Here is a 26,185-nt window from a genome sequence, read left to right on the forward strand (position 1 = left end):
ACCGCTATTCCTTGATGCGGTAGGCCTGATGACAGCCGCCGCAATTGGCGCCGAGCGTCTTCAGCGCGCCGCCGACACCGGCCTGATCTGCCGGAAGCTGGGCAAGAATGGTGTCTGCGTCAGCGCTCAACTTGTCTGCCCGCGCCTTGAAGTCCGCCATGTTTTCCCAGATCTTCGGGCTGGCTTCCTTGTCGCCCTGCTCGGTACCCGGCTTGAACTGGTCCGGGAAGGCCTTGGCGGTTTCCGAAATGGTGGTGAGCGCGGCCTTGACGGCCTCGGCATCGTAGGGCTTCTCGCCCTTGGCGATCGCCGTCATGGCTCCGACCGAACCGCCGATCTTCTTCATCATGGCTTCACGCGCTTCATGCGTGCCGTCCTGTGCGAAGACCGCCGTGGCCGCCATTCCGGCAACCATGACAGCTGCCGCTATCGCTTTGAACTTCATAGTGTCGACTCCTCTTGGATACCGAGGGCTTAGAATCCCGGCGCCTCTTATTCGCGGCCGCATGATGGCAAATTTATGCGGCCCGCGAAGTAACAAGTGGGTGATATGACAGGGATTTCAAATTGGTAGGGTGCTAGCGAGAACAGGCGAGGTTCGTGCCCGCAGCCCCCTCACCCTGCCCTCTCCCCGCTGGGGAGAGGGCAGGGTGAGGGGGCCACTGGCGCAAAGTTTCCTTATGCCGCCCGGAACTCGATCGCCCCAGCATTCAGAAAGCAGGTCTTGTCGAACAGGCCAAGGTCCAGCGGGTTCGGCAGCCTGACGTCGCCGATATCCGGGCAAGGCTTCAGCGCCGGATCGTAGGATCGGTCGATCTGCGAGATGAAGACGATGACGATGCCCCTTTCCCGCGCGAAAGCTTTCAGGGCGCGGACCTGGGTCATCAGATCAGGATTGTCGCGCTTCTGGTCGAGGATCTGCAGATAATCGATCACGGCGAGCGTGCCGCGCGGCGCGGATGCAAGGCGGGCCGCGATATAATCGGCGCTGATCGCGTCGGACGTATCGAACTCGAACAGGTCCCGGAAGCGCTCGAAATCCGCGCCGATCGCGGCGAACCGATCGAGCACATCCCGGCCGGTATATTCGAGCGTGAACAAGGCACTGCGATTGCCGGATTTCATCGCCTCGACGGCGAGTTCCAGGCTCATCAGCGTCTTGCCGTGGCCCGAGCGGGCCCCGAGCAGCACGAGATCGCCGGGGTCAAGACGGGCGAAAAGCGCGCTGCCGGGCAGGACCTCGGTCATCCGGGCGGAGAGCAGGCTCCAGCCGCCGAAGCCTTCACCGGCGGCGATCCGGTCAAGCGCTTCATGAAGGGGGATTTTTTCCTCGCGGGCAAGCAATCTTGCCTTGCGTTTCAGGCGATAGACAGGTGCAGACAGTTTCATCGAAACCTCCTGATGCGAGCAAATACTGCATTCCCTCCTTATGCGTCATGCCCGAACAGTTGGTTCGATGGTCAATTGCCCTGCATGATCGATACTTTCCCGATGGAGGGGGGGAGGCACAGGCGGCGCCAGAATCAGATGATAGCTCAATTGCCGCCCGCCGAGAATGACACTTCCGTCTGCCATCCATGCCAGGCCGTCAGAACAGCAACGACGATCAGCAGCGCACCGGCCACCCGGCCGATCAGGATCGTCGCGGCGGGGTTGGCGATCAGCAGCGTGCGGCTGCGGTCGGCGGTGAAGGCGACGGCGCCGTAGATGGCGAACTGGGTGGCGAGTGTCATCGCGCCCATGATGACGCCCTGCATCCAGATCGGGCCATAAACGGGCTTCAGGAATTGCGGATAGACCGCCAGCATGAAGAGATAGGCCTTGGGATTGATCAGGCAGGTGATGACGCCCTGGCGGAAGGCGCGCCAGTCGGTGCGCACGGCGCCGTCGCCGACGGTTTCCACCCGGATCGAAGAGCGGATCAGCGTGAAGCCGATCCAGACCATATAGGCGGCGCCGATGAAGAGCAGCGGCGCAAAGAGCGACGGCAGCAGGCTGGCGAGAATGCCGACGCCGATCGCACCATAGAGCGAATGCACCGCCCCGCCCGCCATGATGCCCGCCGTCGCCGCCATGCCGCGGCCCCTGCCGCCGGTCAGCGCATTGGCGAGAACGAAGAGCATATCCATGCCGGGAACGATGATGATGCCGAAAAGAAGGGTGAAGTAGAGCCAGAGGTTTTCGCTGTATGTCATGTCAGTTGCCCATTCGATGTCAGGCGGCGCATTCCTGTTCTCCGCCTGTGATTTCAATCCGATAGGCAGGTGCTATACGCGTGGGCAACTGACAGTGTATTGTCAGGAGCGTTTCAACGGGCGGGCAAAAATGCGCAAGGCATCGCGGCTTTTCGAGATCATCCAGATCCTGCGGCTTTCGAAGAAGCCGATGACGGCGCAGGCTATGGCCGACCGTCTGGAAGTGACGGTGCGCTCGATCTACCGCGATATCGCCGCGCTGCAGGCGATGCGCGTGCCGATCGAGGGCGGGCGCGGCATCGGCTATATCATGCGGCCCGGCTTCGACCTGCCGCCGCTGATGTTTTCGATCGAGGAGACAGAGGCGATCGTGCTGTCGCTGGCGCTGCTCGAGCGGACCGGCGACGAGGAGCTGAAGCAGGCGGCACGGCGGGTGAACCAGAAGATCGCGGGCGCGGTTCCGGCACCGCTGCGCCAGGCGATGGAAAGCAAGGCGCTCTACGCCTGGGGCACGGTGGCGCCGCCACCCGCAAGCTTCGATCTCGGCCTGGCGCGCCGGGCGATCCGCGACGAGCAGAAACTGGTGCTCGACTATCGCGACGAACTCGGCCGCGCCACCGAACGCGTCATCCGGCCGATCGCGCTGATCTACTATTCGCACTATGCCAATCTGGTCGGCTGGTGCGAGCTGCGCCAGGCGATCCGCAATTTCCGCAGCGACCGCATCGCCCATTGCGAGGCTGGCGACGCCTTCTTCCGCGGCGATGGCGACAGGCTGCGCGCCGACTGGATGAGCGGCTGGGCCAATCCTCCGGCCTGACATCGGGCGATCTTCGCCCTATGTTGCGGTTATCCCCGAGGAATCAGCATGGGAGTGAGGAATGCGCAAGGCAATCGTCGTCTGGGGCGGATGGAAGGGCCACGAGCCGGAGGAATGCGCCGCAATTATTGGCGACATGCTGCGCCGGGAGGGTTTTTCGACCGAAGTGACCGGCGATCTCGGCATTTTCGGCTCGCCTGACATCGTCAGAGCCGACCTGCTGGTGCCGATCATCACCGGCGAGAAGCTGGAAAAGGCACATGCCGATGCACTGGTCGAGGCGGTGCGCGGCGGGCTGGGGCTCGGCGGCCCGCATGGGGCGCTAGCAACCTCCTTCAAGGAAAGCGCACCCTTCCGCTATGTCTCCGGCGTCACCTGGGTCTCGCATCCCGGCAATATCATCGATTTCCGCGTCAATATCACCAGACAGAGTGATCCCCTCGTCTGCGACATTCCGGATTTCGACTATCGATCGGAGCAATATTACCTGCATTACGACCCGACCGTCGACGTGCTGGCAACGACGACCTTTTCCGGCGAATATGACGAGGCGGCGCGCAATGTCGTGATGCCCGTCGTCTTCAAGCGGCATTTCGGCAGCGGCCGGGTTTTCTATTCCGCACTCGGCCATGTCGCGGCCGAATACGAGCATCCGCATATGCGCGAGATCCTGCGCCGCGGCCTCTTGTGGGCGGCGCGCGGCTGAGCTGCCGCGCGCCTTCCATTTCAGAGATTGGCGCCGCCGGAGACTTCGATGCGCTGGCCGTTGACCCAGCGGTTTTCGGCGGAGAGCAGCGAGGCGATCATCGGGCCGAGATCTTCGGCGAGGCCCGGCCGGCCGAGCGCCGTCTGGTCGGAGACCATCTTGTTGTAGACGGGGTTGTCGCGCACGATGCCGCCGCTGAAATCGGTCTGGACGGCGCCAGGCGCCACCGTGTTGGCGGTGATGCCGCGCGGGCCGAGCTCCTTGGCCAGATAGCGGGTGAAGACCTCGATCGCGCCCTTCACCGAGGCATAGGCGGAAATGCCGGGAACGGTGAAGCGGGCAAGACCGCTGGAGATGTTGATGATGCGGCCGCCGTCGTTGATCAGAGGCAGCAGCTTCTGCGTCAGGAAATAGACGCCCTTGAAGTGGACATTGACGAGCTCGTCGAAGGCCTCTTCCGTCGTCTCTGATATCGGCGCGTGGTAGCTGTTGCCGGCATTGTTGACGAGGTAGTCGAAGCGATCGGCGTTGAGCGCATGCAGCGCCTCTTTCACCTTGCCGACGAAGGCGTCGAAATCGGCGATACGACCGGTATCGAGCCGGATGGCGACGGCCTTTGCGCCATGCGCCTCGATGGCAGCAACGGCGGCTTCGGCTTCTGCTTGATTTGCGCGGTAGGTGAAGATCACGTCGACGCCGCGGCTTGCCAGCGCCTCGACCGTGTTGCGGCCGATGCCGCGGCTGCCGCCGGTGACGATGGCGATCTTATGCTTTGAATTCACTTGGTTTTCACTGGACATCCTGGCATTCCCTTGTTGGAGTGGATGCCTAGACGATAGGCCCGAGGCCGCCTCTTGTTGATGCCGGAACTCTCGAATTTCTTGCCTATTCCTCCAGCCTCCTTGCGGGATGGCGCACAGCGGCGCATAGCTTGGGGCAAGGAGTTCCAGACCATGCTGACACCATTGAGACACGCCATCCTCGACTATATCGACAGGCTCGCCGGCGATGCCGAAGGGCGTTTCGAGACACCCGTGAAGGCGCTGTCGGTCTCACGCCTCAGCCAGCCGGTCATGCCCCGCCACATGATCTACCGGCCGACGATCTGTATCGTCGTGCAGGGCGCCAAGCAGATCATGGTCGGTGACCGGGTGTTCGGCTATCGCGAGATGCAGTCGCTGGTCGTCACCTTCGAGGTGCCGGCTCTCGGCCAGATCACCGAGGCCAGCAAGGAGGCGCCCTATATCGGCCTCAACATCGATTTCGATGTGGCGATCCTGCGTGAGGTGATGGAAGCGATGGAAGAACCGCCGCGCCCGGCAGGCGAAGGGGCGGCTGGCGTCTTCGTGCAGGATTTCGACGGGGTGCTGGCCGATTGCGTGCTGCGGCTGGTGAAGCTGACGGAGACGCCGAAGGCAATCCCGGTTCTCTATCCCGCGATCATGCGCGAGATCTGTTACTGGCTGTTGACCGGGCCGAACGGCCGCGAAGTCTGCAAGCTGGCGCTGCCCGGCAGCCATGCGCGGCGGATGACCGATGCGATCAACCTGCTGCGCGACAATTTCACCGTGCCCATGCGCATCGAGCAGCTGGCGGCGGCAGCCCGCATGAGCCCCTCTTCCTTCCACCAGCATTTCAAGGACATGACGGCGATGACGCCGCTGCAATATCAGAAGAACCTGCGGCTGCTCGAGGCACGGCGGCTGATGGTGGCGGATGGCGCCAGCGTTGCGACGGCGGCCTATGAAGTGGGCTATGAGAGCGCCTCCCAGTTCAGCCGCGAATATTCCCGCACCTTCGGCACGCCGCCGAAGCGCGATGTGACGGAGATCAAGGCGATGCCGTTTCAGGCGGTTGCCTAAAGGTAAAGTGTGCGGCCTCTCTCAAGTCCGACGACCTAATCTTATCGGCCCATTGAAAATGGTCGCGACAATGAAATTGAAATTGGCTAAATTGCAACTCAGGATATAAAGATTTCTATTCCGATTTACGTTGCACAGTTCCAACCGGAAGAGCGTGGCGAACGATAGGTACGGGTAACCAATGAGCGGACTGATTTTCGCTGCCTTCGTAATCGCATTTCTATTGATCGCCGGATTCTTTGCTTATTTGCCGACTGTGCTCTTCTGCGTATTTGCTCCGATAGCAGCTTATTGCGTACGGGCGTGGCATCCACTGGCCCTAGCGCTACTCTTTTCTGTCTATGCCGGCATCCCGATCCTTATCTGGTATCAAGCGGGCATCGCAACGGAGAGGGCAGAGAAAGCCTATCAGGCTGATGTCAATGCCCTGGCAAGGCAAGCGCTACCGCCTGCCCTTCCGGAAACAATGTTGGTCAAAACACCGTATTACGTAACGGCGCAGGACTTTCACAGCCTAAGCTGCAGCACGACAGCTCTGCCCATCGAGGCCTACCCGGAAAAACTCCAGCGCAGCCGGATAATTCCGGCTCGATATCTCCTTTTAGATCTCTCGCCGGATAGCCCGCTGCCCACGCCTGACTACAGGCCGCAGGGCAGAAATGGCCCGTTCGCGCTGTTTCTCGTCGAAGCAGAGAAACGCACTCTGATCAGATATCATCACAAGGTTCATTTCGGCCGGCCGACTTTTCCGCCAATCCTCTCCATTTGGGGGTGGCAGAGAGAGACAGATATAATTCGCAACGGCGATCCGCTGGTGAAAAATGCCGTCGCGTTTATGAGCAATACTCTTGGACACTGCGCCGACTTCGCGATCTATCAGATGTAACTCATCTTATGTCAGCGTTCGCAGGGCTTGTGCGCGCCATGCTGTTTCAAGGCTATCCAGCAATCTATAGGCGGGCGGATGCTTCTTTGCCGAAGCACCCGCCCGTTCCGCTTATTCTGCCGCCTTCAGCGAGGAAATGATGCCCTGCAGCTCAGCGCCGTGGGCTTCCTGCGTGCCCTGCGAGCCCCAATAGGTGATGACCAGCAGCTTGCCGGCCTTCGGCGAGAGCAGCGAGAGGCCGACATTGACGTCGCCGTCGTCGTCCTTGCCGGTCCAGTCGAAATTGGTCATGTCCATGCCGTTGATCTGCTCGTCAGACTTCTTCTGCGTCGAGCCGTCGATCTTCACGCCGTTCTTCTGGAGGAAGGCGATGGCGTCGTCGATGACCTTGTCGGTCGTCTTCTCGTCGGCAACATCGATCGAGAGATAGATGGCGGAATCTTCAGAGGTCGCCTGGATACCGGTATCGGTTTCCTCAGGGTTCCAGCTGTCGGGAATGGCGATTTCGGCGATCGGCGCGTCGCCCGGGAATTGCAGCGTCTTGGCCTGAGCGATACCGGGCAGCAGCGCGGCGATGACGGCGCCTGCAAGCAAGAATTTCATAGTATGGTGTCCTCTATGGGAGTTGGGGGGCAACAAGCCATAGCGCAGCTCAGTTAATGGAAATCAGGATGTTTCGCATCGCGATGCCGGTTTCGCGCCATCTGCCCAAAAATGGTCCAGCGGCACCTCTCAATCCAGGTCCTCCGGAATGAAACCGCCGGTCTGGCGGCGCCAGAGGCGGGCGAAGAGACCGTCGCGTTCGGCGAGCTCGACAGGCGCCCCCTCCTCGACGATCCGGCCCTGATCGAGCACCACGATCCGGTCCATGCTGGCAATGGTCGAGAGGCGGTGGGCAATGGCGATCACCGTCTTGCCCTGCATCACCAGATTGAGCCGCTCCTGGATCGCCGCCTCGGATTCGCTGTCGAGTGCCGAGGTCGCCTCGTCGAGCACAAGGATCGGCGCATTCTTCAGGAGCACGCGGGCGATCGCGACGCGCTGGCGCTGTCCCCCGGACAGCCTGATGCCGCGGTCGCCGACAAAGGCCTCATAGCCCTTGCGGCCGTCGCTATCGGCAAGGTCGGCGATAAAGGCATCGGCCTTGGCCATACGCGCCGCTTCCTCGATCTCGGCCTGCTCTGCCTCCGGGCGGCCATAGCGGATATTGTCGCCGACCGAGCGGTGCAGCAGCGCGACATCCTGGGCGATGACGCCGATATTGCGGCGCAGACTCATCTGCGTCACCGCGCGGATATCCTGACCGTCGATCAGGATGCGGCCATCGGGAATATCGTAGAAGCGCAGCAGCAGGTTTGCGAGCGTCGTCTTGCCGGCGCCCGACAGACCGACAAGACCAAGCTTCTCCCCGGGCCGAACCGTCAGCGAGAGCCCATCGATCACTGAAGGTCCCGATTTGTAGGCGAAGCTGACATTCTCGATACGGATTTCGCCGCGCCCGACCTTCAGCTCCCCGGCATCCGGCCGGTCGATGATATCAGGCGGCGTCGTCATGACGGGCATGGCATCCTTGATCGTGCCGACCGCCCGGAAGATCTGCTCGCCCATCTGCAGGAAGGTGTAGGTGTGGCCGGAGAGCCGCTGCAGGATATAGACGGCGGCGGCAAACTGGCCGATGCTGATGAAGCCCCTGACGAGACCGGAAAAGCCGATCGCCAACACCGTCAGCCAGAGCGCCATGTTGAGCGCGACGACGATCAGCTCCGAGGTGCGGTAGATCCGCTGTTCCTCGTGCTGGATGCGCACCGACTTGCCGATGATGCGGCGGATGGCGCCCGCCTCGCTGTCTTCGGCGGCAAACTGCTTGATCATCTGCATGTTGGTGTAGAGATCGGTGATGGCGCCGGCGACGATGCTGCGTTGCTTGGCGGAGCGGCGCGAGCGCTCGGCAAAGACCGGCGCCATGCGGATGGCGAGCAGCACGTTGAGCGCGATCCAGATGACGACGGGCAGCGCCATCTGCCAGGAGAGCGTCAACAGGAGAATGACGGAACCGGCCAGCTGCAGCAGAAAGCGCGGGACGGTCTGGAAGGCGGCGATGATCTGCTGCTGCACGGCGGAGGCGACCTGCGACAGGCGCGACGCCACCTGCCCGGCATAGAGATCGTGAAAGAAGGCCAGATCCTGCCGCTCCACCGCCTTGTGCCCCTGCCACTGTATGGCAGCGGGCATGCCGATGCCGAGTGTGTGCGACGTGAAAGTATTGACCAGGAACGAGGCGACCGGCATCGCCGGAAAGATCAGCAGGCCGAGGAAGGTCAAGAGCAGCCACTCGTCTTCCAGAAAGGCCACGGCCCCCTTCTGCGTGACGCCATCGACGATGACGGACAGCCCCCAGACGACCGACAGATTGATCGCCTCCATTGCCATCGAGGCGGCGGCCAGCGAAAACAGCACACCGCGGAACATTGCGATGAAATGCAGCAGAACCGTCACCGGTCCCTTGGCGGGCAGCGGCCTGTAGGGAATGTCGAGCGGCCTTATAAGGCGCTCGAAGGGACGGTAGATCGTATCTGAAATCGACATGGCTCGCTCGTGTGAGGGATCGAGATAGGACGAGAAACTCAGTTACGCGGGGGCGCATAGGAGCATCGGTCGGCTGCAATCTCAATTAGAAAATACACGGCGGAGAGGGCGATATGGCCTGAAAGCCGCACCTGAAGACAGCTTTTGATTGTCTCCTCAGACTCTCCGGCACCGTGGCCGATGCGATTGTCCGGTTTTTCGTACGGCCCGTGCGGATTGTCGCCGCTTATGCCGGGAACCAAACCGGCCTATTTCTCGTCTATCCCGAAACGGAGGCAGACCATGTCCAATCTCGCAAAAGCAGGAACATTTACGTTCGGTAGCCGCACGGTGAACCGGCTCGGCTACGGCGCCATGCAGCTCGCAGGCAAGGGTGTCTTCGGCCCGCCGAAGGACCGCGCCGAGGCAGTCGCCGTTCTGCGTGAAGCCGTCGAAAGCGGCGTCAACCATATCGACACCAGCGACTTTTACGGGCCGCACGTCACCAATCAGATCATCAAGGAAGCGCTGCATCCCTACAGAGACGATCTGGTGATCGTCACCAAGATCGGCGCCAGGCGCGGGCCGGATGCCTCGTGGAACCCGGCCTTCTCGAAGGAGGAGCTGACCCAGGCCGTGCATGACAATCTGCGCAATCTCGGCCTCGATGCGATCGAGGTGGTCAACCTGCGCGCCATGTTCGATGTGCACGGACCGGCCGAGGGATCGCTGGAGGAGCCGCTGACCGTGCTCGCCGACCTGCAGCGCCAGGGGCTGATCAAGCATATCGGCCTCTCCAACGTCACCGCAAAGCAGGTGGCTGATGGGCGCAAGATCACCGAGATCGTCTGCGTCCAGAACCAGTACAACCTTGCCCATCGCGGCGATGATACGCTGGTCGATGCGCTGGCGGCGGCCGGCACGGCCTATGTGCCGTTCTTCCCGCTCGGCGGCTTCTCGCCGCTGCAGTCGACAACGCTTTCCGACGTCGCCGCGCGCCTTGGCGCCACGCCGCTGCAGGTGGCGCTCGCCTGGCTGTTGCAGAGAGCGCCGAATATCCTGCTGATCCCCGGCACATCGTCGCGGGCGCATCTGCGCGAAAATCTCGCGGTAGCGGATATTGCCCTGCCCCCGGAGGCGCTGACCGCGCTCGAGGCAATCTGAAAGCAAGATGCCCGGGCTCGCCCCGGGCATTTTCCATTAGCCCATCAGGTCGGTCATGATGGCCGTAACAGCGTCCAGTGCAGGACCAGCCCCGGCGACACCCTTGCTCATCTGGTCCTTGGCCCAGGCGGACTGGACTTCCCGATATCGCGTAGCGTCGCTCCAGCGGGGGACTTCGCCGGGCTCAAGAATGCGCACGGTCGCACCTGCCTTGCGGAGGTCATCGAGTTGCGCCTCCAGGCTTGACGCCATTGCGGCACCGAGCGTCGGGTAGGAGCTGCGAGCCGCGCGGCGGATAGCATCCCGGTCCTCCGCCGTGAGGCTATCCCAGACGGTCTTGTTGATCGCCAGCAAATAGACGTGACCGAGCCACAGGTCATCGGACACCAGAACATGCGGTGCCGCCTCGTGAACCCCAAGCATGAAGCCGCTATCGACATTGACCATCAGGCCATCGAGCGTCTTCTGCTTCATTGCCTCGTAGATCTCCGGCCCCCAATGCATGGTGACCGGCGTCGCACCGGCATTGCGCAGGAAATCGAGATGCCAGAAGCTCGCCGAGCGCCATTTACCGCCCTTCAGACCATCAAGACCGGCCATCGGCGCCGTGCTGAAGAAAGCGACTGGATAGCCAGTCCCGAAGAAGACGGGCACGATGTTGTTGTGCTCCAGCTCCGCCGCAAAGGCCGGAACCTCGTCATAGACACGGCTGAAGAAATCGACCTGCCGGCCACCGGCCGGACCCACGGGAAAGCTCTTGAAGATCTGGTGCAGCGGCAATTCCTTGGCGGTATATTCCGGTACGACGGTCGCCATATCGGCGCCGGACTTGCTGACCGCGCTGAGCGCGTCATAGGCGGCAGCGATCTCGCCATTCCAGTGATCCTCGATCTTCAGGCGTCCACGAGATTCCCGCTCGATCGCCGGAAACACGACATCGCGCAGAAAGCGCGTGCGCATGCCGCCAAGCGGTTCGTGATCGCTGAACTTGAGGACGCGCGGCTGGGCGGCCGCCTCTGACGGCAGCGCCGCGCAGGCGGCGGCTCCGGCGGCGGAAGCGAGAAAGAGCCTGCGGCTTATGCCGGTATTTGCGGTCATGCTGTCTGCCTCGCTCATCGTCTCACCTCTCATATCGATACCTCGCCGTCCCTTGCTTGACCGGGATGCTGCTCAAAAATATACCTGAACAATCCTTCAGTTCGGTATTCGCATTTGAATGACCCCGTTCCGCAGAGCCTGAAACCCCGCAAAAGCCCGATCCAGGCGCGCTCGGGCGCGACCGTCGAAGCCGTTCACGAAGCCGCGATTCAGGTTTTGCTGGCGGATGGACTGGCGAAATTCACGACGACCCGGGTGGCGGACCGCGCCGGGGTCTCGGTCGGCACGCTTTATCAGTACTTTCCCAACAAGCAGGCTCTGCTGTTTGCCATCCTCAGCCGCCACTTCGAAGAGATCGCCGCAGCGCTCGAGGCCATTCCGCTGACCCGCGACCGGCAACCGCTCACTACCATCGCCCACGCGATCGCCGACGCCTATGTCTCGGTGAAGACCGCCCGCCCTGAAGCAACGACCGCACTCTACCGCGTCGCCGGCGCCATCGACCAGTTCCGCCTCTCGACTGACGTCTTCAAAAGGCTGGAAGCGGCAGTCACGCGCGCACTCCCCAACGCGGCCGACGCCTCCTTCCGCAACCCCGCCCGCGCATCCTTCACCCTCCTCTCAGCCCTCGCCGGCCTCTCGCGCGGCAGCTTCGCCGGTCTGGTGGCGGGTCCCGAGGTTCTGGAGAGGTTGCGCGACGAGGCGCGACTGCTGGCTGCAGCCTATCTGCGGGCGGCGGCGGAAGGGTAAGGCCCAAACGAAAAGACCCGCCGGCATGACCGGCGGGTCCTTTGATCTTGCAGTCTGGATACTCGCCAGACTGGTGACAATCAGAACTTGACGTTCCAGCCGGAGCGCAGCCAGACGTTCGGGTCGTCGCCCTCGGTCGTGACGTTGAGACCGAGCGAGGCGGTGCCGCCTGCGACGTCGAACTCGGTACCGACGGCACCGCGCAGCCAGAGCTGCTTGACGTCTTCACCCGCGAAATCGAAGGCCGAGAGGCCGACGATTTCGCCGCTGATGCCAGCGGTGTTCTTCTCGAAGCGGTAATCGACTTCAGTACGCGCCGTCAGGCGAACAGTGTCCGTCAGCTCGTGGAGGAAGTCGACGCCGATACGGGCAACGGTCGAGTGGTCGTTGACGGAATCGAAGGCCGATGGGAACGAGCCGCCCTCTTCCGTGTAGCCGTCCATATGCGAGTGCGCATAGGTCAAGCTGGCATAGGGCGTCAGCTTGGTGCCGGCGATCGTCGCAGCGTTCAGCCAGTCGAAGCGGATCTTGGCGCCGTAGGTGTCAACGTCGGTTTCGCCATGCGAGTAATCCATGGCGGCGCCGTTCATATAGCCGCGGTGAACGTTCATCCGGCCGGTCGAGTAGTAGCCGCCGATCGTGGCATAGACGTTGCTGCTGCCGAGCGCGATGGTGGCTTCGGGCGCCATGTAGAAGGCCGCCTGATGGAAGTCGCCGCCGGTCTCGATGTCCTGCTTGGTATAGAGACCACCGCCAGCGAAGCGGGCGGTGACGCCTTCGGCAAGACCGTAGCCGAAGGTGACGTCGCCGATGCCGACGCCGCCGTTCGAAACGCGGCTGTCGTCGTAGCCGATGTCGGCTGTGAAGGCGACAGAGCGTTGGCCGAGGCCAAGCAGGTCGCGCATAGGCTCGCCATGGGCGCCCTGGAGAACCGTATTGGCATAGCCGAGACCGACCTGTGCCGAGGGCTTGGCGGCGATAGTGGTATTGTACTGGTCGACGTCGATGATGCCGGAGGTGGCGCGAGCGATAAAGACGCCTCCATTATCCAAGTCACCGACTATGACGGTGCCGTCGGCGGAGATGCCGGTTGCAGTCTTCGTCACGTCGTCGCCGATGTCCTCACCTTGCCGGCTCAGCCAGTCCTCGACGGTCTCCATGCCAAAGGCTTCCGTCCAGCGGAATGCATGGGAGGCGTTGAGAAGACCCACTTGACCGACCACGACCGATCCATCGCTGCTGACGGCATTGGCGACCGAATAATCGCTGTCCAACCCGTTGATGTCTTTCATCCCACTGGCCGTCCAGCGGAAAGCATGATTGGCATTGCCAACGCCAGCGTTGCCAATAATGACGGAGCCGTCCTCACTGGCGGCCTTTGCGCTTGACCACTGCCCGCCCTCAAGGTGGCCGAGATCCTCGATATCCTGACCGTCGTTGGTCCAGCGGACTGCACGGCTTATACCGGCATTTGCGCCATCGGCCGCGACGCCGACGATGACCTTTCCATCACTGCTGACGCCGAATGCCTGCGAGAATCCGTCGCCGTTCAGCCCGTCGAGACCTTGGATCTGGTTATTCTTCCAGCGGAAAGCCTGGCGGCTTGCAGAGTTGACCGTGCTGCTGAAGTTCGAATAGCCGACAACGACCGAACCATCTCCACTGACGCCAGTCGCGTAGGATCCTGTCGCATCATCCAGCCCGCCAAGGTCCTTGATCACGCCATTCGTCCAGCTCACGGCATGCATACCATCCCAGCTTTGTGAAGTACCGACGATGACCGAACCATCTTCGTTGACCGCCAAAGCTTCCGTCAAGCTGCTCACGGAGCTGCTCGTAGCCATCAACGAATAGATGGGAAGCGCATGAAGGGCGATCCATTCGCGGTCGACGGTGCTCCAGTAGAAGGCGCGCTCTTCATCTATGGTGCCAACGATAACCTTGCCGTTGCCACTGATCCCTGAGCTGGCAATCCCGTCAGATCCGGGAATAGGGTCCCACAACTCACTATTTCCCGCTTCACCTGCACGCGCGACACCCATGCCAGCTGCAAGCAGTCCCGCCGAGAAAACCAGCGTCAGCGCCGAGGTTTCCAGAAGACGCCGCCCAAATCCGGCGCCCGTCCGATCTTTAATTTTCTTGATCATTGTCAAAAGCTCACCCTGCTTTTTCAATAGCTTAAAAAGGAAATTAACTACGCATCCCCAACTTGCGGCCACACGCAAACGGGCGGCCAGGCTGCTTTCGAGCAAGGCGAAAAGGGCATGTCAACATGGTTGCAATTCAGTATGAATTACACAAAAGGTTGCTGTATTAGCGCAATTTCTGCGCTAATATTCGCCGCAATCTGCGCCGCCGCAGCCTCGGCAAGAACGTGCTCAAGAGCTTGATTAGTTTCAAAGCGGCACAGGACCGAGGTCAAAACCTCTCACCAAATGCCAAAAAAGGTCCGGCCCGATGGCATCAAGGCACAATCTTGCCAGGTTTTTCAATGGGCTGAGCGGCGGCGAATCATCCCCGCCCCGGCAATAAAAAACGGCGCCGGTTCTCCGGGCGCCGTTTGCTCTCATTCCATCCAGCCTGCGCCCCGCCGCATATGGCGAGGCTGTTGCCGGTCTACTTCTTCTTGGTGTCGCTTTCGCTCGATTTCACCTGCGAGCCAAGAGTGGGGGCAGCCTTTGGCGCCGCCTTGTCCTTCTTCGGCTTGCGTGCCTCCTTGTTGCTGCGAACCTGCCCCTTAGCCATGATCGTCTCCTCCGGTTGAAGGCCTAGCTAGCATCCCATTCGACGAAAATAGCAAGAGCGTGAACCCTCTCCTGACGCAAAATCGCCGCGCGTGCTAATCTGGGCCCATCAGCCGATGGAGGGCATGGCGATGCGGGAAGGCGACGAGGTGTTTGCGGGCTCGATTCCCGAAAATTACGACCGCCATATGGTGCCGCTGATCTTTGCGCCCTTCGCCGCGGATCTGGCGGCGCGGGCGGCGGCGCTGTCGCCGCTGGCCGTGCTGGAGACGGCAGCGGGGACCGGGGTCGTGACACGCGCCCTGGCACTGCGACTGGCGGTCGGGGCACGCTATGTCGCGACAGATCTCAACCAGCCGATGCTGGACCATGCCGCCTCGCGGCAAGACGGCGGCAACCCTGTCGAATGGCGCCAGGCGGATGCGTTGGCGCTGCCCTTCGAGGATGCGAGCTTCGATCTCGTCTGCTGCCAGTTCGGGGCGATGTTCTTCCCCGACCGGCCGGCCGCCTATCGCGAGGCAAGGCGGGTGCTGAAACCCGGCGGCCATTTCCTCTTCAGCGTCTGGGACCGGATCGAGGAAAACGTCTTCGCCAATGACGTCACCGAGGAGCTCGCCGATATCTTCCCGGACGACCCGCCGCGTTTTCTGGCCCGCACGCCGCACGGCTATCACGACAAGGCGCTGATCCGCCGCGACCTCGAAGCCGCCGGCTTCTCTTCCATCGCGATCGAGACGCGAGCCGAGGAAAGCCACGCCGCCTCGGTGCGCATCGTCGCGCTCGCCTATTGCCAGGGCACGCTGCTGCGAACCGAGATCGAGGCGAGAAAGCCGGGCGAGCTTCAGGCGGTGACCGATTACGTGGCGCTGGAGCTCGCGCGGAAGCATGGCGACAGCTCGGTGGCCGCGAAGATCCAGGCGCATGTGATTTTGGCGGCGGCGTAACGTCGTCCGTTAAGACGCCTCAATAAAGCGTCCGCTTATAATCCGCTTCCAGCTGGTCGTCGATGTCGCGCATCTCGCGTTCGTCGCTCGGCGCGCCGGTTGTCTCGTCAAGGATGATCTTGACCAGCGACGGCATTTCGCTGCGGTTTTGCCGGTGGTCCGGGTCCCAGAGATGGGAGCGGCGGAAGGCCTTGGCGCAATGCATAAAGACCTCGTCGACGTCAATGACGATAGCGAGCTTCGGCGCGCGGCCATTTACCGCCATGCTCTCGATAAGCGCGGGCTCCGTCGTCAGTCCCGCGCGGCCATTGACGCGCAGCGTGTCGTCGAAGCCGGGGATGATGAAGAGCAGGCCGACGCTGGGATTGGCGAGTATGTTAACCAGCGTGTCGAGACGGTTGTTTCCGGGCCGGTCGGGTATCGCCAGCGTCCGCTCATCGAGAATCCGGACGAAACCGGCGGGATCGCCGCGAGGGCTGACATCCGCTTTTCCATCCATGCTCTGCGTACCTATGCATAGGAAGGCGAACGGCGGATGAAATCCTGCGCGTGCGGGCCGAGCGTGTCGCGGCACTTCTGGATCGCCAGGGCATGCGTTGCTTCGAACAGACCGCGCAGAGCCTGTTCGTCCGCTATTGCAAATGCAGGATCGAGTTGGAACCCCTTCATCATAGTACCTCTCCTCCTCACGTCAACAAAACTGATGTGCGTACCTCATTTACTGGATACACCAAACGCGGTTTGCGATCAAGCTGAGCTCCCTGTGTGCCGGGGGGCACCCGCGCAAACGAAAACACCCGGCGCTCTCGCACCGGGTGTCAGCAAATCCGTTCTGTCCGAACCGATTACTTCGTGGCTTCTTCGTAGCGCTCCAGGACGTAGTCCCAGTTGATCAGGCTGTCGACGAAGGCTTCGAGGTACTTCGGGCGGGCGTTGCGGTAGTCGATGTAATAGGAGTGTTCCCATACGTCGACACCGAGGATCGGGGTGGCGCCGTGGACAAGCGGATTTTCGCCGTTCGGGGTCTTGGAGATTTCGAGCTTGCCGTTCTTGACGGAAACCCAGGCCCAGCCGGAGCCGAACTGCGTTGCGCCGGCATTGGCGAAATCAGCCTTGAACTTGTCGTAGCCGCCGAGGTCGGAGTTGAAGGCCGTTTCCAGCTTGCCCGGCAGCTTGTTGCCGCCGCCGCCCTTCTTCATCCACTTCCAGAAGTGGACATGGTTGTAGTGCTGGGCAGCATTGTTGAAGAGGCCGGCATTGGTGCCGAAGGACTTCTTGACGACTTCCTCGAGCGAAAGGTCAGCCATGCCTGCTTCAGCAGCCAGCTTGTTGCCGTTGTCGACATAAGCCTTGTGGTGCTTGTCGTGATGGAACTCCAGCGTTTCCTTCGACATGAAGGGCGAAAGCGCTTCGTAGTCGTACGGGAGTGCGGGCAATTCGAAAGCCATTGTAAGTCTCCTCTTGGCAATGGGTTGCGTGATCGGCAGGTGAGGCGGAACATAGGAGCCGAAGCAGGGCGTGGCAACGGCGGAACGATCAAAAAACGGAGCGTCAGAGGAAAAATTGCCTTGATTGCGGGCTTGGCTTTCTGCCCCCAAATCACCGATGATGCCGATGCAAAACCGGCAGGATCCGCAACAGCGAACTGAACGAGGCCATGATGCAGAGGAATAAAATCCGCTTTCTCCCCGCCCTCCTCCTGACTTTTGCCGCCGGTAGCGCCTCCGCCTCCTCGGACGACGCCTGGAAGGATTTTGCCGATGACGTGGCGGCGAAATGCAAGGAGGCGGCGACACCCTCGCTCGAATTTGCAAGAGCCGTCGTCGATCCGTTCGGCAGCGAGCATTACGGGCTGGCGCTGGTAACGGGCAAGCCGAAGGGCGGCAACGGCTTCGTCACCCATATCTGCGTCTACGACAAGCAGTCCAAGGCGGCCGAGATCGGCACCGAGCTGAAGACCGACGAGCTCGACCTGCTGCCCGACGAATGAAGACTGGCAGCGGCGGTAACGAATCTTAAAAAACTGTTGATTTCATGGAACGATGCTTTGACAGGCGCGGGTTTTCGCGGCCTAGATGCGTCTACAAGTTATCCGGGCAAAGATCGTTAGGGCAACCTTTGATAGGATCAACTTAATTAGCGTGAATTGATAGTTTCAGACTGCTTTTTGACATTCATTTTCTGGGGCGCTTGATGGTCATGAGTTTTTTCCGCCGGGGCGAAGAGCCGGGCAAGACGGATATTCGCAGCACTGGCCAGGCCTACCGGCCGGTCTCCATCACCGAGCAGCCGATGGCGCCGCAGCCGGCAGCCCCGCAACCCTACCAGATGCCGGAGATCGACGATTTCCAGGCTTTCGGCTCGGTGCTCGAAGAAAACCAGCGCAATTCCAAGGAACTCGTCGCCGGCCTTTCGGCCTTGCAGGATCGCGTCTCGGCGCTGATCGGCGCCCATGACCAGTCCCTCAACGATACCGGCAGGCTGCAGGCCGAATGCGCGCGTATCAGCTCGCTGCTCGATTACGAAAGCAGCGCGCGGCGCAAGGCCGATGCGGACAATGCCCGGCTCGCCTCCGAGAACAAGGACATCCGCACCGCCAACGGCCAGTACCGCATAGAGATCGAAGCGGTGCGCGACGAGCTGACCAAGCTGCAGAACGTCCACGGCGTGACCTGCGAGGAATTCTCGATCATCGAAAGCCGGCTGATCGACGCGGAGCGTGAGCTTGCCGCCCGCGCCATGCAGTATGACGAGGCCTCGACGCTGCTGAAGCGCGCCCAGCAGGATCTGGACAGCCGCAGCCGAGAACTTTCCGCCACCCGCGACAAGCTGGACAGCGAGACCACCGCGCTGCAGCTGCTGACCGAAACCTCGCGGCGCGAAAGCGCCTCGCAGGCACGCGACATCGCCCGGCTGACGGAAGAGCGCGGTCACCTGAAGGCCGGCCTGATGGAACAGGAAGGCCTGGTTTCCAACCTGCAGACGGCGATCGCCAAGCTGAAGCAGGAATTGTCGCTGGTCGAGGAACGCCACAAGCGCGCCGAGGTCGAGCTGCACACGATCACCACTTCCTCGGCGCTTGAGATCGCCCATCTGACGACGAAGAGCGACGCTGTGGGCTCCAAGGCAGAGCTTGTCGAAAAGCTGCTGATCACGGCCAACGGCCGCAACAAGATGACCGACGAGGAACTGCAGTCAGCGCGCGGCGAGATGAAGCGGCTGAAATCGGAACTGGCGGCAACCATTTCGCGCGCCGAGCGCGTCGAGGACGAGCTGCGCCGCACCCGCGTGACCGGCACCGAGAACGAGACGGCCCGTCGCGAACTCTCCGCCTATAACAACGAGCTGACCGCGAAGCTGCGCGAAGCCGAAACCCTGCGCACCCGCCGCGACCGCGAGGCGGACGCGATGAAGCGCGACCTCGACACCCGCATGGACAGCGACCGCCACGAGATCGGCCAGCTGAGAACCAGCCTGGAGATCGCCAAGTCGGAGATCCGCCAGCTGCGCGCCGAACGCGCCATCCTCAACGGCCAGCTGGAAGTGGCTCGCGGCGACAGGCCTTCGGCGCCGGTGTTGGAGGAGCTGGAAGACGTCCGCATGCCGGCGGCCCACTACCAGCCGTTGATCGACATTTCCGAGAAGTCACTGCGTGGCACGGCCGACGGCTATCCGAGCGAACGGGAAATGTCCGGCGAGCCGATGCGCGTACCGCCTGCGGAGTAAGGCGCTACGCTCATTTTGAAGGCCTTGTTTTCGCCGGGATTTTAAGGGTTTCTTAAGAGGATACCGACCGGAGGAAAACCATGGCGCTTGGCGCATCTCACCGCTTGCATGACGGCATCGAAGCCGTCGAAACGATGACGCGTTTTGCGCTCGCGGTCCTCGCGCTCGCTTCCGGCGTCTATACCTATCTCGGCGTGCGCAGTCTGCTCGACGGCTCGCCGACCTCCACCTTCTTCGCGGCGCTGATCTATTCGGCGGCGGTCTCGGTGGCCATTTACGCCTTCTGGACCTATCTCGCCCGCTTCTATCCGCATGTGACGACGGTGGCGGCGCGCACCGCGCTGCTCGGCATCATGGCGCTCGGCTGCGCGATGATCATCGCCATGGCAAGCTGGCTGAATGCGGCGGCGCTTGCGGGTTCGGCAGCCCTCGAACAGCACCTTGCCGAAACGCTGGAAGACTATACCGGCGACCTCGATCGGGCGCACCAGAATGCGCTGGCGGCGCAGAGCCTTCTGCCGGATATCCAGCGCACGCAGGAACGCTTCCAGCGGCTCGCCGATCAGGAGCGCGAGACCGGCGCTCTGACCGGCACGACAGGCGCGGGCAGCGTCGTGCAGCTGCTCTCGCAGATGGCTTCGCAGCTGACGGAGCTGCAGAATAACATCAATGCCTCTCGCGAACGCGTCACCACCCTCTTCGACGATGGCCGCAAGCATCTGGAAACGATGCGGACGCTGGTTTCAGCGCCAGGCGCCATCGATCAGCGCGCCGATCAATTCGCCGCCGAGGTCGTTGCACTCACCGGCGTCATCACTTCGCTGGAACAGACCTCGATCGCCCCTTCGGTCAAACGCGCCGCCGAAGACCTGTCGCTCGGCTTCATCGCCCCGGTCGCCGATGGCCGCGAGGCGGAGCTTGCCAACCGCCAGGATCAGGTGATGGAGACGATCCGTTCCTCGGTTGCGGCACAATCCAAGGTGCTGTCGCAGGCGGCTGATCAGATTCTGGCGCGCGAGCCCGTGGGCGAACGGCGCTTCGTGCCGCTATCCTCGGCCGAAGCCGTGCTGCGCTATGCGTCTGATTTCATCCCCAGCTGGGCGGGTGCGATCTCGATCGACCTTCTGCCGGGCGTCCTCGTGCTGATGCTGTCGGTAGCACATGGCGCCTTACGGCGGCAGGAGCAGAAGATGCCGTTTGCCGAGCGGATTACCGCCGCCGAACTCTTGGAAGCCATCGAGGTGCAGCGTGCATTGCAAGCGCGCGGCATCGATATCGAGGCGGTCGTCGCCCGGGCAGAAGCGAAGGCCGATGCCAAGGTGGCGGGTCACGCGGAAGCGACGTCCGAAGCGCATACTGCCGAAACACATGAGACCGAACCCTCCAACGTCACCAGCCTCGACCTGCCCGGCAAGCCGCCGCGCAAGGGACCGCAGGCATGAAGATCGAGGCGGCGGGAGACCAGCTGAAACGCAAGCTGCTTTCGATCGACGATTCGACGCTGCCGCGGCTGGTGCTGCATGCGCTGATCGCCGCCGCCGTCGCCTTCCTCGTCATCGACTTCCGCAACCTGATGATCGCCAATGCCGAGCTGCCGGTCTTCGATCCGGCGGCCCCGGACAGTATGCCGGTGCTGCCGCCTGTGCTGACCGATGGCGAGCCCGACAACGCGCCTTCCGAAATCACCACCAGCGTCGAGCTGCTGAAACAGCCGATCACCTTCGAGCTCCAGCCCGGCGGCATCCTGCTGGCACGCGGCGCGATCGATTATGGCGCGGCCGGACGTTTTCAGAAGGAGATCGAGGCACGCGGCGAATACGTGAAGACGGTATCGCTGGATTCGCCGGGCGGCGCCGTCGGTGATGCGCTCGCCATGTCGAAGCTGATCCGCGAGAAGAAGATCGGCACGAAGGTGGTCAAAGGCGCGCTCTGCGCCTCCTCCTGCCCGATCGTGCTCGCCGGCGGCATCACCCGCAACGCCGATGACGGCGCCGTCATCGGCGTCCATCAGGTCTTCAACGGCTCGAAGGAGAAGCTCTCGCCGGAACGCGCCATGTCGGATGCGCAGCGGACCACCGCCGACGTCACCCGTCATCTCGACGAGATGGGCATCAAGCCCGGCCTCTGGATCCACGCGATGGAGACGCCACCGGACCGGCTCTACTACCTGAGGCCCGAAGAAATGAAGGAATTCGCGCTGGTGACGGGACCGGCCAAGGTGACCGCGGCGGCGATGAAGACGAAGTGAGCCGGATCGGCTTTCTCCTGAGCGCAAGCAAAAACCGGGGCGAGTGCCCCGGTTTCCTTTTCAAGCCGTTCGGCTCAGTAGCGATCGTAGCCGCCCCAGCCACGCTCGCGGTAATAGGGGCGCGGGCGTTCCCAGCCGCCACCCCAGCCCCAGCGCGGCGGCGGAGGACGGTGCCAGTAGCGGACCGGCGGTGCGTAGCGGCGATACTCGTTGCGGCGGCATTCGCCCCAGCGGGTCATGTGCCAGCCGCGGCCGCAGGCATAGTCGACCTTGGTCACGTCGGGCGTGGCGGTCGTGTTTGCAGTAAGCGGCGCAACCGGCATCGCTTCAGCGGATATCGCCGAAAGGCCTCCGATAACGAGCGCTGCTGCCAGCGTGATGATCTTCATTGCGAATCTCCAAAATTTCCAGCCGGGATGGAGCTTCTGCCGATCGCGCTGAACCGGTGATGAACCTGACGTTCATCTGAAATAAGGCAACTTACTGCTGATGCGTCTGCACCAGCCTGGAGGTCTTTTCCGGATGAATTTGCGGCCAGTTGCTGTTGGGCGCAGGTGCGCTGCCGATCGCGGAGATGGAGACAACGATAGCCGTTACGGCCGAGAAGAGCACGAGTGCATAGGTCATGAGCTTCGATCCTTCGGGGTTGGTTCCCAGCCACCCTGGCGCGCAAACTGCTCCGGGAGGATGAATCAAAGACTAAGCAACATGGTTAAACCCACGTGTTTTTCCCGTTAAGGAACAGGGCGGTGGATGAAGGGGCGCGATCCGGCCAAATCCGGAACTTTTCTCAGCCCCCGCGTGTTGTTTCCCGAACGTCGGTTTCGGGGGAATTTCATGACGCTCGATTTCCTGTTTTTCGTGCTGGTGGGCTTCTGTGCGCAGATCGTCGATGGGGCGCTCGGCATGGCTTTCGGGGTGCTGTCGACGACGAGCCTTCTGGCGCTCGGGGTGCCGGCGGCCAATGCAAGCGCCATGACGCATGTGGCCGAGATGTTCACGACCGCTGCCTCCGGCGCGTCTCATGCCTATCAGCGAAATGTCGACTGGAAGCTCGTGGCGCGGCTGGCGCCGGCAGGGATGATCGGGGGCGCGGTCGGCGCCTATATTCTCGCCAATGTCGACGGCAAGGTGATCGAGCCCTTCGTCTCCGCCTATCTGATCGCCATCGGCCTCATCATTCTCTACAAGGCCTTCCGGCCGCGCTGGCCGCGCGATGTGCATGATTGGGCGGTGCCGCCGGTCGGTCTCTGCGGCGGTGTGCTCGATGCGATCGGCGGTGGCGGATGGGGGCCGATCGTGACAAGCACGCTGGTCGGGCGCGGCCATGATCCGAAGAAGGTAATCGGTTCGACCAATCTGACCGAATTTGTCGTGACGCTGGTAATCTCGCTGACTTTCGTGCTGACGCTCGGCTGGTCGGAACTGGATTCGGCGATCGGGCTGATCATCGGCGGCGTGATCGCCGCCCCCTTCGGCGCGCTGCTCGTCAAGCGGCTGCCGGTAAAGCCCTTGATGATCGCCGTCTCGATCATCATCATTGCGACATCGGCAATCCGCTTGTTCTAGGGAGGGCAACGCGATGCAGTATCACCAGGGACGATTGATCGATCATGTGCATCTGAGAGTGCGGGATCTGGAAAAGAGCCGGGTGTTCTACCAGGCGATCCTCAGTGCGCTCGGACGGCGCTTCACGCATGAGGGCGCGGATTTCTTCTCGTCGGACGAGCTCTATGTCGATGCCGCCGAGAACTATGTCAGCCACCTGCACCTCGCCTTCCAGGCGGCGGATCAGGACGCGGTCCAGCGCTTCTACGAGGCGGGACTGGCGCATGGCGGGCGGGAGCACGGCGCGCCGGGCGAGCGGCATTATCATGCCGGCTACTATGCCTGCTTCCTGCTCGACCCCGACGGCAACAATATCGAGGCCGTCTATCATGGGCCGGCGACACGCTCGGCCCACGAAATCGTCATCGAGCGCTAGGCTTCGCGACCGAAATAGACGTCCACCGAAGCGACCTTGCCGCCCCTGAAGCTGAAGCTTTCCATGTTGCGGAAAGCGGTGCCGTCATGCTTGGCGGCGCGGTAGCGGACGGCCGCCTCATCACCGTCTACCGAGAGATATTCGATCTCGATGGCACTGAACGGCGGCTTCTCGGGCCAGCAGCGCTCGAAATAGGCATCACGGCCGATATGGTCGTCACGCGGGCTCGAAAAGGTGAAGTCATCCGCCAGCATCGGCCGCACCAGATCCTTGCGGCCCTGGACATAGGCGGCGAACAGGCCACGGATAATGGCTTCGTGCTCATTGCTGCTGCTCATTGCAACCTCCGTTATCTGATTGCATTTCGCAATTGGTTTATAGCAAAAATTGGCATTTAGGGCAAACCAGCCGACGGTTCGGGGCCTAACCGTCCTTGGCAGGGCGCAAAGCCCGGCGTAACCTGGCCCTCCCCCAAGATTGCAATGCACGAGCCCCTGATATGACCGACACCCCGATGGACGCAGCAAATGCCGCGGCCGGGTCCCTCTACTGGAAGCGCAACCTGACGATCTCGCTGATCGGCTCCTTCACCACGATCGTGGCGATGACACTGCTGCTTCCTTTCCTGCCGCTCTATGTCGAGGAGCTCGGTGTCCGCGATCACGCGGCGATCGTGCAGTGGTCGGGCATCGCCTATGGGGCGACCTTCTTTGCGGCTGCCTTCGTGGCGCCTCTCTGGGGCAGGCTCGGCGATATCTATGGCCGCAAGCTGATGCTGGTGCGCGCCAGCCTGGGCATGACGATCGCCATCTCGCTGATGGGCATGGCGGGCGATGTCTGGCAGCTCGTGGCGCTGCGCCTCTTCGTCGGCCTGGCGGGTGGTTATTCCTCGGGCTCGATGGTGCTGGTCGCGACGCAGACGCCGAAGGACCGTTCGGCCTGGGCGCTCGGCATGCTCTCTTCGGGCATCATGGCCGGGAATCTCGTTGGTCCCCTGATCGGCGGGGTGCTGCCGCCGATCATCGGCATCCGCGGCACATTTCTGGCGGCCGGCGGCATCATCTTCCTCGCTTTCCTGGCGACGGCCTTCCTGATCAAGGAAGAGAAATCCCCTTCCCGCAAGCAGGCGGCGAAGGCGAGCGGCGGCTGGAGCTCCATCCCCGACAAGGGGCCGGTGATCGCCATGCTGCTGACCGGCATGCTGCTGATGCTCGCCAATATGTCGATCGAGCCGATCATCACCGTCTATGTGGCGCAGCTTGCCAAGGACCAGTCGCAGGTGACGATGATATCAGGCGTCGTCATGTCGGCGGCGGCGCTCGGCAGCATCCTGTCGGCCTCGCGGCTCGGCAAGCTGGCCGACCGGATCGGCCATTGGCCGGTTATCGCCGGAGCGCTGGCGGTGGCGGCGGTGCTACTGATCCCGCAGGCGTTCGTCACCAGCTCCTGGCAGCTAATCATCCTGCGCTTCCTGATGGGGATCGCGCTCGGCGGCTTGCTTCCCTGCATTTCCGCCGTCATTCGCCATAGCGTTCCAGACAGCGCGGCAGGCAGCATTCTCGGTCTCTCGGTGTCGTCGCAATATGTCGGCCAGGTCGCCGGTCCCGTGCTCGGCGGCTTCGTCGGCGGTCATATCGGCATGCCCTCGGTATTCCTCGGAACCTGCGTGCTGCTGGCCGGCGGCGCGGTCTTCACGTGGATTGTGAAGCCAAAAGACGAAAACTGAGACTATCGTTTGCAACTCCCGCCGCTATGATTGCGTTTCAGAACGAAACCGCATGCAACGGGGGAAACGGAGTTTGCAGCAGATATTCGTCACCGATCGTCTCATCTTGCGCCCGCGCACGCTGGCTGATCTCGATGACTGTATGGCGATGGACCGCGACCCCGAGGTGACACGCTACATCCCCGGCCCCTGGGCCGATCCGGAAGCGCATCGCCGTTTCGTCATCAACCGCATGGAAAGCGATTTCGGCGAAGGTCTCGGCTACTGGTCGATCTTTTCCAAGACGGCGCCGAAGCAGTTTCTCGGCTGGATCATGCTGATCCCCTACGACACGATCGGCCCGGATATCGAAATCGGCTGGCGCCTGAACCGCCACGCCTGGGGCCAGGGCTATGCGACGGAGGCCGCCCGCCCGGTACTCGACCACGGCTTCGACACGCTGAACCTGCCGCGGATCGTCGCGAATATCTTCGCCGGAAACGATGCATCGATCAAGGTGGCGGAGAAGCTCGGGATGAAGTTCCTGAGCGACGAGGTCTCGGATGGCCTGCCCTGCAAGGATTACGGGATCACGCAGGATGAGCGTGCGCGGATGCTGGCAGTGTGAGGGCGCAGCTGGTGCTTTCGCCCTGAGGAATTGACGGCAGTGGGTGAGCCCCCTCACCCTGCCCTCTCCCCGAGGGGAGAGCGACTGTCTTCTGCGTCAAGCGTCTTGCCATGGTTTGTTGTCCCTGATGATGGCGTTGAGGATGGTGAGGAGCTTTCGC

The 26,185-nt window shown here is 62.3% G+C and carries 28 protein-coding genes and 1 pseudogene; 15 read left to right on the forward strand and 14 right to left on the reverse strand.

What is annotated here, in order from left to right:
- Positions 1–4 precede the first annotated feature (4 nt).
- The 3 genes from ACQZ5H_RS27675 to ACQZ5H_RS27685 all read right to left on the reverse strand — a co-directional run bounded on the left by ACQZ5H_RS27675 (position 5) and on the right by ACQZ5H_RS27685 (position 2,195).
- Positions 5–445 carry a c-type cytochrome gene (locus ACQZ5H_RS27675; RefSeq protein WP_112715045.1) on the reverse strand — a complete coding sequence of 147 codons (441 nt, stop codon included), beginning with the start codon at positions 443–445 and terminating at the stop codon, positions 5–7.
- Between the two features lie 233 nt (positions 446–678).
- Complete coding sequence (locus ACQZ5H_RS27680; protein ID WP_449099578.1) at positions 679–1,389, reverse strand: DNA helicase; 711 nt, start codon at positions 1,387–1,389, stop codon at positions 679–681.
- A gap of 146 nt (positions 1,390–1,535) precedes the next feature.
- Entirely contained in the window at positions 1,536–2,195 is a 660-nt protein-coding gene (locus ACQZ5H_RS27685) for a LysE family translocator (RefSeq protein WP_449099579.1), read from the reverse strand.
- Between the two features lie 130 nt (positions 2,196–2,325).
- Here ACQZ5H_RS27685 and ACQZ5H_RS27690 point away from each other — a divergent pair, with 130 nt between their 5' ends.
- The gene (locus ACQZ5H_RS27690) at positions 2,326–3,015 is read left to right on the forward strand and encodes a helix-turn-helix transcriptional regulator (protein ID WP_112715039.1); all 690 of its coding nucleotides are present in this window, start codon (positions 2,326–2,328) and stop codon (positions 3,013–3,015) included.
- 61 nt (positions 3,016–3,076) lie between these two features.
- Positions 3,077–3,721 carry a ThuA domain-containing protein gene (locus ACQZ5H_RS27695; protein ID WP_449099580.1) on the forward strand — a complete coding sequence of 215 codons (645 nt, stop codon included), beginning with the start codon at positions 3,077–3,079 and terminating at the stop codon, positions 3,719–3,721.
- A gap of 20 nt (positions 3,722–3,741) precedes the next feature.
- Here ACQZ5H_RS27695 and ACQZ5H_RS27700 read toward each other — a convergent pair whose 3' ends face one another.
- Positions 3,742–4,521 (reverse strand): SDR family NAD(P)-dependent oxidoreductase, encoded by a 780-nt coding sequence (locus ACQZ5H_RS27700; RefSeq protein WP_449099581.1) that lies wholly within the window; start codon positions 4,519–4,521, stop codon positions 3,742–3,744.
- Positions 4,522–4,674: 153 nt separating this feature from the next.
- Here ACQZ5H_RS27700 and ACQZ5H_RS27705 point away from each other — a divergent pair, with 153 nt between their 5' ends.
- Together ACQZ5H_RS27705 and ACQZ5H_RS27710 are read left to right on the forward strand one after the other, a co-directional pair.
- Positions 4,675–5,583 (forward strand): AraC family transcriptional regulator, encoded by a 909-nt coding sequence (locus tag ACQZ5H_RS27705; protein WP_449099582.1) that lies wholly within the window; start codon positions 4,675–4,677, stop codon positions 5,581–5,583.
- Positions 5,584–5,764: 181 nt separating this feature from the next.
- The gene (locus ACQZ5H_RS27710) at positions 5,765–6,469 is read left to right on the forward strand and encodes a hypothetical protein (RefSeq protein WP_449099583.1); all 705 of its coding nucleotides are present in this window, start codon (positions 5,765–5,767) and stop codon (positions 6,467–6,469) included.
- Between the two features lie 111 nt (positions 6,470–6,580).
- On the opposite strand, the gene ACQZ5H_RS27715 is transcribed toward ACQZ5H_RS27710, so the two are convergent.
- Both ACQZ5H_RS27715 and ACQZ5H_RS27720 read right to left on the reverse strand, forming a co-directional pair.
- The gene (locus tag ACQZ5H_RS27715) at positions 6,581–7,072 is read right to left on the reverse strand and encodes a histidine kinase (RefSeq protein WP_112715031.1); all 492 of its coding nucleotides are present in this window, start codon (positions 7,070–7,072) and stop codon (positions 6,581–6,583) included.
- Between the two features lie 129 nt (positions 7,073–7,201).
- Positions 7,202–9,055 carry an ABC transporter ATP-binding protein gene (locus tag ACQZ5H_RS27720; RefSeq protein ID WP_449099584.1) on the reverse strand — a complete coding sequence of 618 codons (1,854 nt, stop codon included), beginning with the start codon at positions 9,053–9,055 and terminating at the stop codon, positions 7,202–7,204.
- 282 nt (positions 9,056–9,337) lie between these two features.
- Between ACQZ5H_RS27720 and ACQZ5H_RS27725 the strand changes: the two genes are divergently transcribed.
- On the forward strand, positions 9,338–10,198 hold the full coding sequence (locus ACQZ5H_RS27725) for an aldo/keto reductase family oxidoreductase (protein ID WP_449099585.1): 861 nt from the start codon (positions 9,338–9,340) through the stop codon (positions 10,196–10,198).
- A gap of 36 nt (positions 10,199–10,234) precedes the next feature.
- Here the strand turns inward: ACQZ5H_RS27725 and dctP are convergent, their stop codons facing one another.
- Entirely contained in the window at positions 10,235–11,314 is a 1,080-nt protein-coding gene (gene dctP / locus ACQZ5H_RS27730) for a TRAP transporter substrate-binding protein DctP (protein WP_449099586.1), read from the reverse strand.
- Between the two features lie 96 nt (positions 11,315–11,410).
- On the opposite strand from dctP, the gene ACQZ5H_RS27735 reads away from it, so the two are divergent.
- Positions 11,411–12,046: a TetR/AcrR family transcriptional regulator gene (locus ACQZ5H_RS27735; protein ID WP_449099587.1), complete on the forward strand. Its 636-nt coding sequence runs from the start codon at positions 11,411–11,413 to the stop codon at positions 12,044–12,046.
- An 80-nt stretch (positions 12,047–12,126) separates the two neighbouring features.
- Here ACQZ5H_RS27735 and ACQZ5H_RS27740 read toward each other — a convergent pair whose 3' ends face one another.
- On the reverse strand, positions 12,127–14,193 hold the full coding sequence (locus tag ACQZ5H_RS27740; protein ID WP_449099588.1) for an autotransporter domain-containing protein: 2,067 nt from the start codon (positions 14,191–14,193) through the stop codon (positions 12,127–12,129).
- 469 nt (positions 14,194–14,662) lie between these two features.
- Positions 14,663–14,791 (reverse strand): hypothetical protein, encoded by a 129-nt coding sequence (locus tag ACQZ5H_RS27745; protein ID WP_354541113.1) that lies wholly within the window; start codon positions 14,789–14,791, stop codon positions 14,663–14,665.
- A 130-nt stretch (positions 14,792–14,921) separates the two neighbouring features.
- Here ACQZ5H_RS27745 and ACQZ5H_RS27750 point away from each other — a divergent pair, with 130 nt between their 5' ends.
- The gene (locus ACQZ5H_RS27750; RefSeq protein WP_449099600.1) at positions 14,922–15,734 is read left to right on the forward strand and encodes a class I SAM-dependent methyltransferase; all 813 of its coding nucleotides are present in this window, start codon (positions 14,922–14,924) and stop codon (positions 15,732–15,734) included.
- A 19-nt stretch (positions 15,735–15,753) separates the two neighbouring features.
- On the opposite strand, the pseudogene ACQZ5H_RS27755 reads toward ACQZ5H_RS27750, so the two are convergent.
- Together ACQZ5H_RS27755 and ACQZ5H_RS27760 are read right to left on the reverse strand one after the other, a co-directional pair.
- Positions 15,754–16,403: pseudogene (locus ACQZ5H_RS27755) on the reverse strand (pyridoxamine 5'-phosphate oxidase family protein).
- A 176-nt stretch (positions 16,404–16,579) separates the two neighbouring features.
- Complete coding sequence (locus ACQZ5H_RS27760; RefSeq protein ID WP_203430393.1) at positions 16,580–17,182, reverse strand: superoxide dismutase; 603 nt, start codon at positions 17,180–17,182, stop codon at positions 16,580–16,582.
- Positions 17,183–17,394: 212 nt separating this feature from the next.
- On the opposite strand from ACQZ5H_RS27760, the gene ACQZ5H_RS27765 reads away from it, so the two are divergent.
- The 4 genes from ACQZ5H_RS27765 (at position 17,395) to ACQZ5H_RS27780 (ending at position 21,708) form a co-directional block, all read left to right on the forward strand.
- Positions 17,395–17,724 carry a hypothetical protein gene (locus ACQZ5H_RS27765; protein WP_112715136.1) on the forward strand — a complete coding sequence of 110 codons (330 nt, stop codon included), beginning with the start codon at positions 17,395–17,397 and terminating at the stop codon, positions 17,722–17,724.
- Between the two features lie 203 nt (positions 17,725–17,927).
- Positions 17,928–19,460: a hypothetical protein gene (locus ACQZ5H_RS27770; RefSeq protein ID WP_449099589.1), complete on the forward strand. Its 1,533-nt coding sequence runs from the start codon at positions 17,928–17,930 to the stop codon at positions 19,458–19,460.
- Positions 19,461–19,540: 80 nt separating this feature from the next.
- Complete coding sequence (locus tag ACQZ5H_RS27775; RefSeq protein ID WP_449099590.1) at positions 19,541–20,902, forward strand: hypothetical protein; 1,362 nt, start codon at positions 19,541–19,543, stop codon at positions 20,900–20,902.
- Positions 20,899–21,708, forward strand: coding sequence for a hypothetical protein (locus ACQZ5H_RS27780; RefSeq protein ID WP_449099591.1), 810 nt, complete (start codon positions 20,899–20,901; stop codon positions 21,706–21,708). The genes ACQZ5H_RS27775 and ACQZ5H_RS27780 overlap by 4 nt, the downstream gene beginning before the upstream one ends.
- A gap of 74 nt (positions 21,709–21,782) precedes the next feature.
- Here ACQZ5H_RS27780 and ACQZ5H_RS27785 read toward each other — a convergent pair whose 3' ends face one another.
- A complete protein-coding gene (locus ACQZ5H_RS27785; RefSeq protein WP_449099592.1) occupies positions 21,783–22,097 on the reverse strand; it encodes a GCG_CRPN prefix-to-repeats domain-containing protein in 315 nt (104 codons plus the stop codon).
- 91 nt (positions 22,098–22,188) lie between these two features.
- Complete coding sequence (locus ACQZ5H_RS27790) at positions 22,189–22,335, reverse strand: hypothetical protein (RefSeq protein ID WP_449099593.1); 147 nt, start codon at positions 22,333–22,335, stop codon at positions 22,189–22,191.
- 210 nt (positions 22,336–22,545) lie between these two features.
- On the opposite strand from ACQZ5H_RS27790, the gene ACQZ5H_RS27795 reads away from it, so the two are divergent.
- Positions 22,546–23,277, forward strand: a complete 732-nt coding sequence (locus ACQZ5H_RS27795) for a sulfite exporter TauE/SafE family protein (protein ID WP_449099594.1) — start codon at positions 22,546–22,548, stop codon at positions 23,275–23,277.
- 13 nt (positions 23,278–23,290) lie between these two features.
- Positions 23,291–23,692 carry a VOC family protein gene (locus tag ACQZ5H_RS27800; protein WP_449099595.1) on the forward strand — a complete coding sequence of 134 codons (402 nt, stop codon included), beginning with the start codon at positions 23,291–23,293 and terminating at the stop codon, positions 23,690–23,692.
- Here ACQZ5H_RS27800 and ACQZ5H_RS27805 read toward each other — a convergent pair.
- Positions 23,689–24,030: a nuclear transport factor 2 family protein gene (locus ACQZ5H_RS27805; protein WP_449099596.1), complete on the reverse strand. Its 342-nt coding sequence runs from the start codon at positions 24,028–24,030 to the stop codon at positions 23,689–23,691. The genes ACQZ5H_RS27800 and ACQZ5H_RS27805 overlap by 4 nt on opposite strands.
- A gap of 161 nt (positions 24,031–24,191) precedes the next feature.
- On the opposite strand from ACQZ5H_RS27805, the gene ACQZ5H_RS27810 reads away from it, so the two are divergent.
- Both ACQZ5H_RS27810 and ACQZ5H_RS27815 read left to right on the forward strand, forming a co-directional pair.
- Positions 24,192–25,418 carry an MFS transporter gene (locus ACQZ5H_RS27810; RefSeq protein WP_449099597.1) on the forward strand — a complete coding sequence of 409 codons (1,227 nt, stop codon included), beginning with the start codon at positions 24,192–24,194 and terminating at the stop codon, positions 25,416–25,418.
- Positions 25,419–25,491: 73 nt separating this feature from the next.
- Positions 25,492–26,025 carry a GNAT family N-acetyltransferase gene (locus ACQZ5H_RS27815; RefSeq protein WP_246777600.1) on the forward strand — a complete coding sequence of 178 codons (534 nt, stop codon included), beginning with the start codon at positions 25,492–25,494 and terminating at the stop codon, positions 26,023–26,025.
- Positions 26,026–26,185: the final 160 nt, after the last annotated feature.

This window comes from Rhizobium sp. 21-4511-3d, from assembly GCF_053522545.1.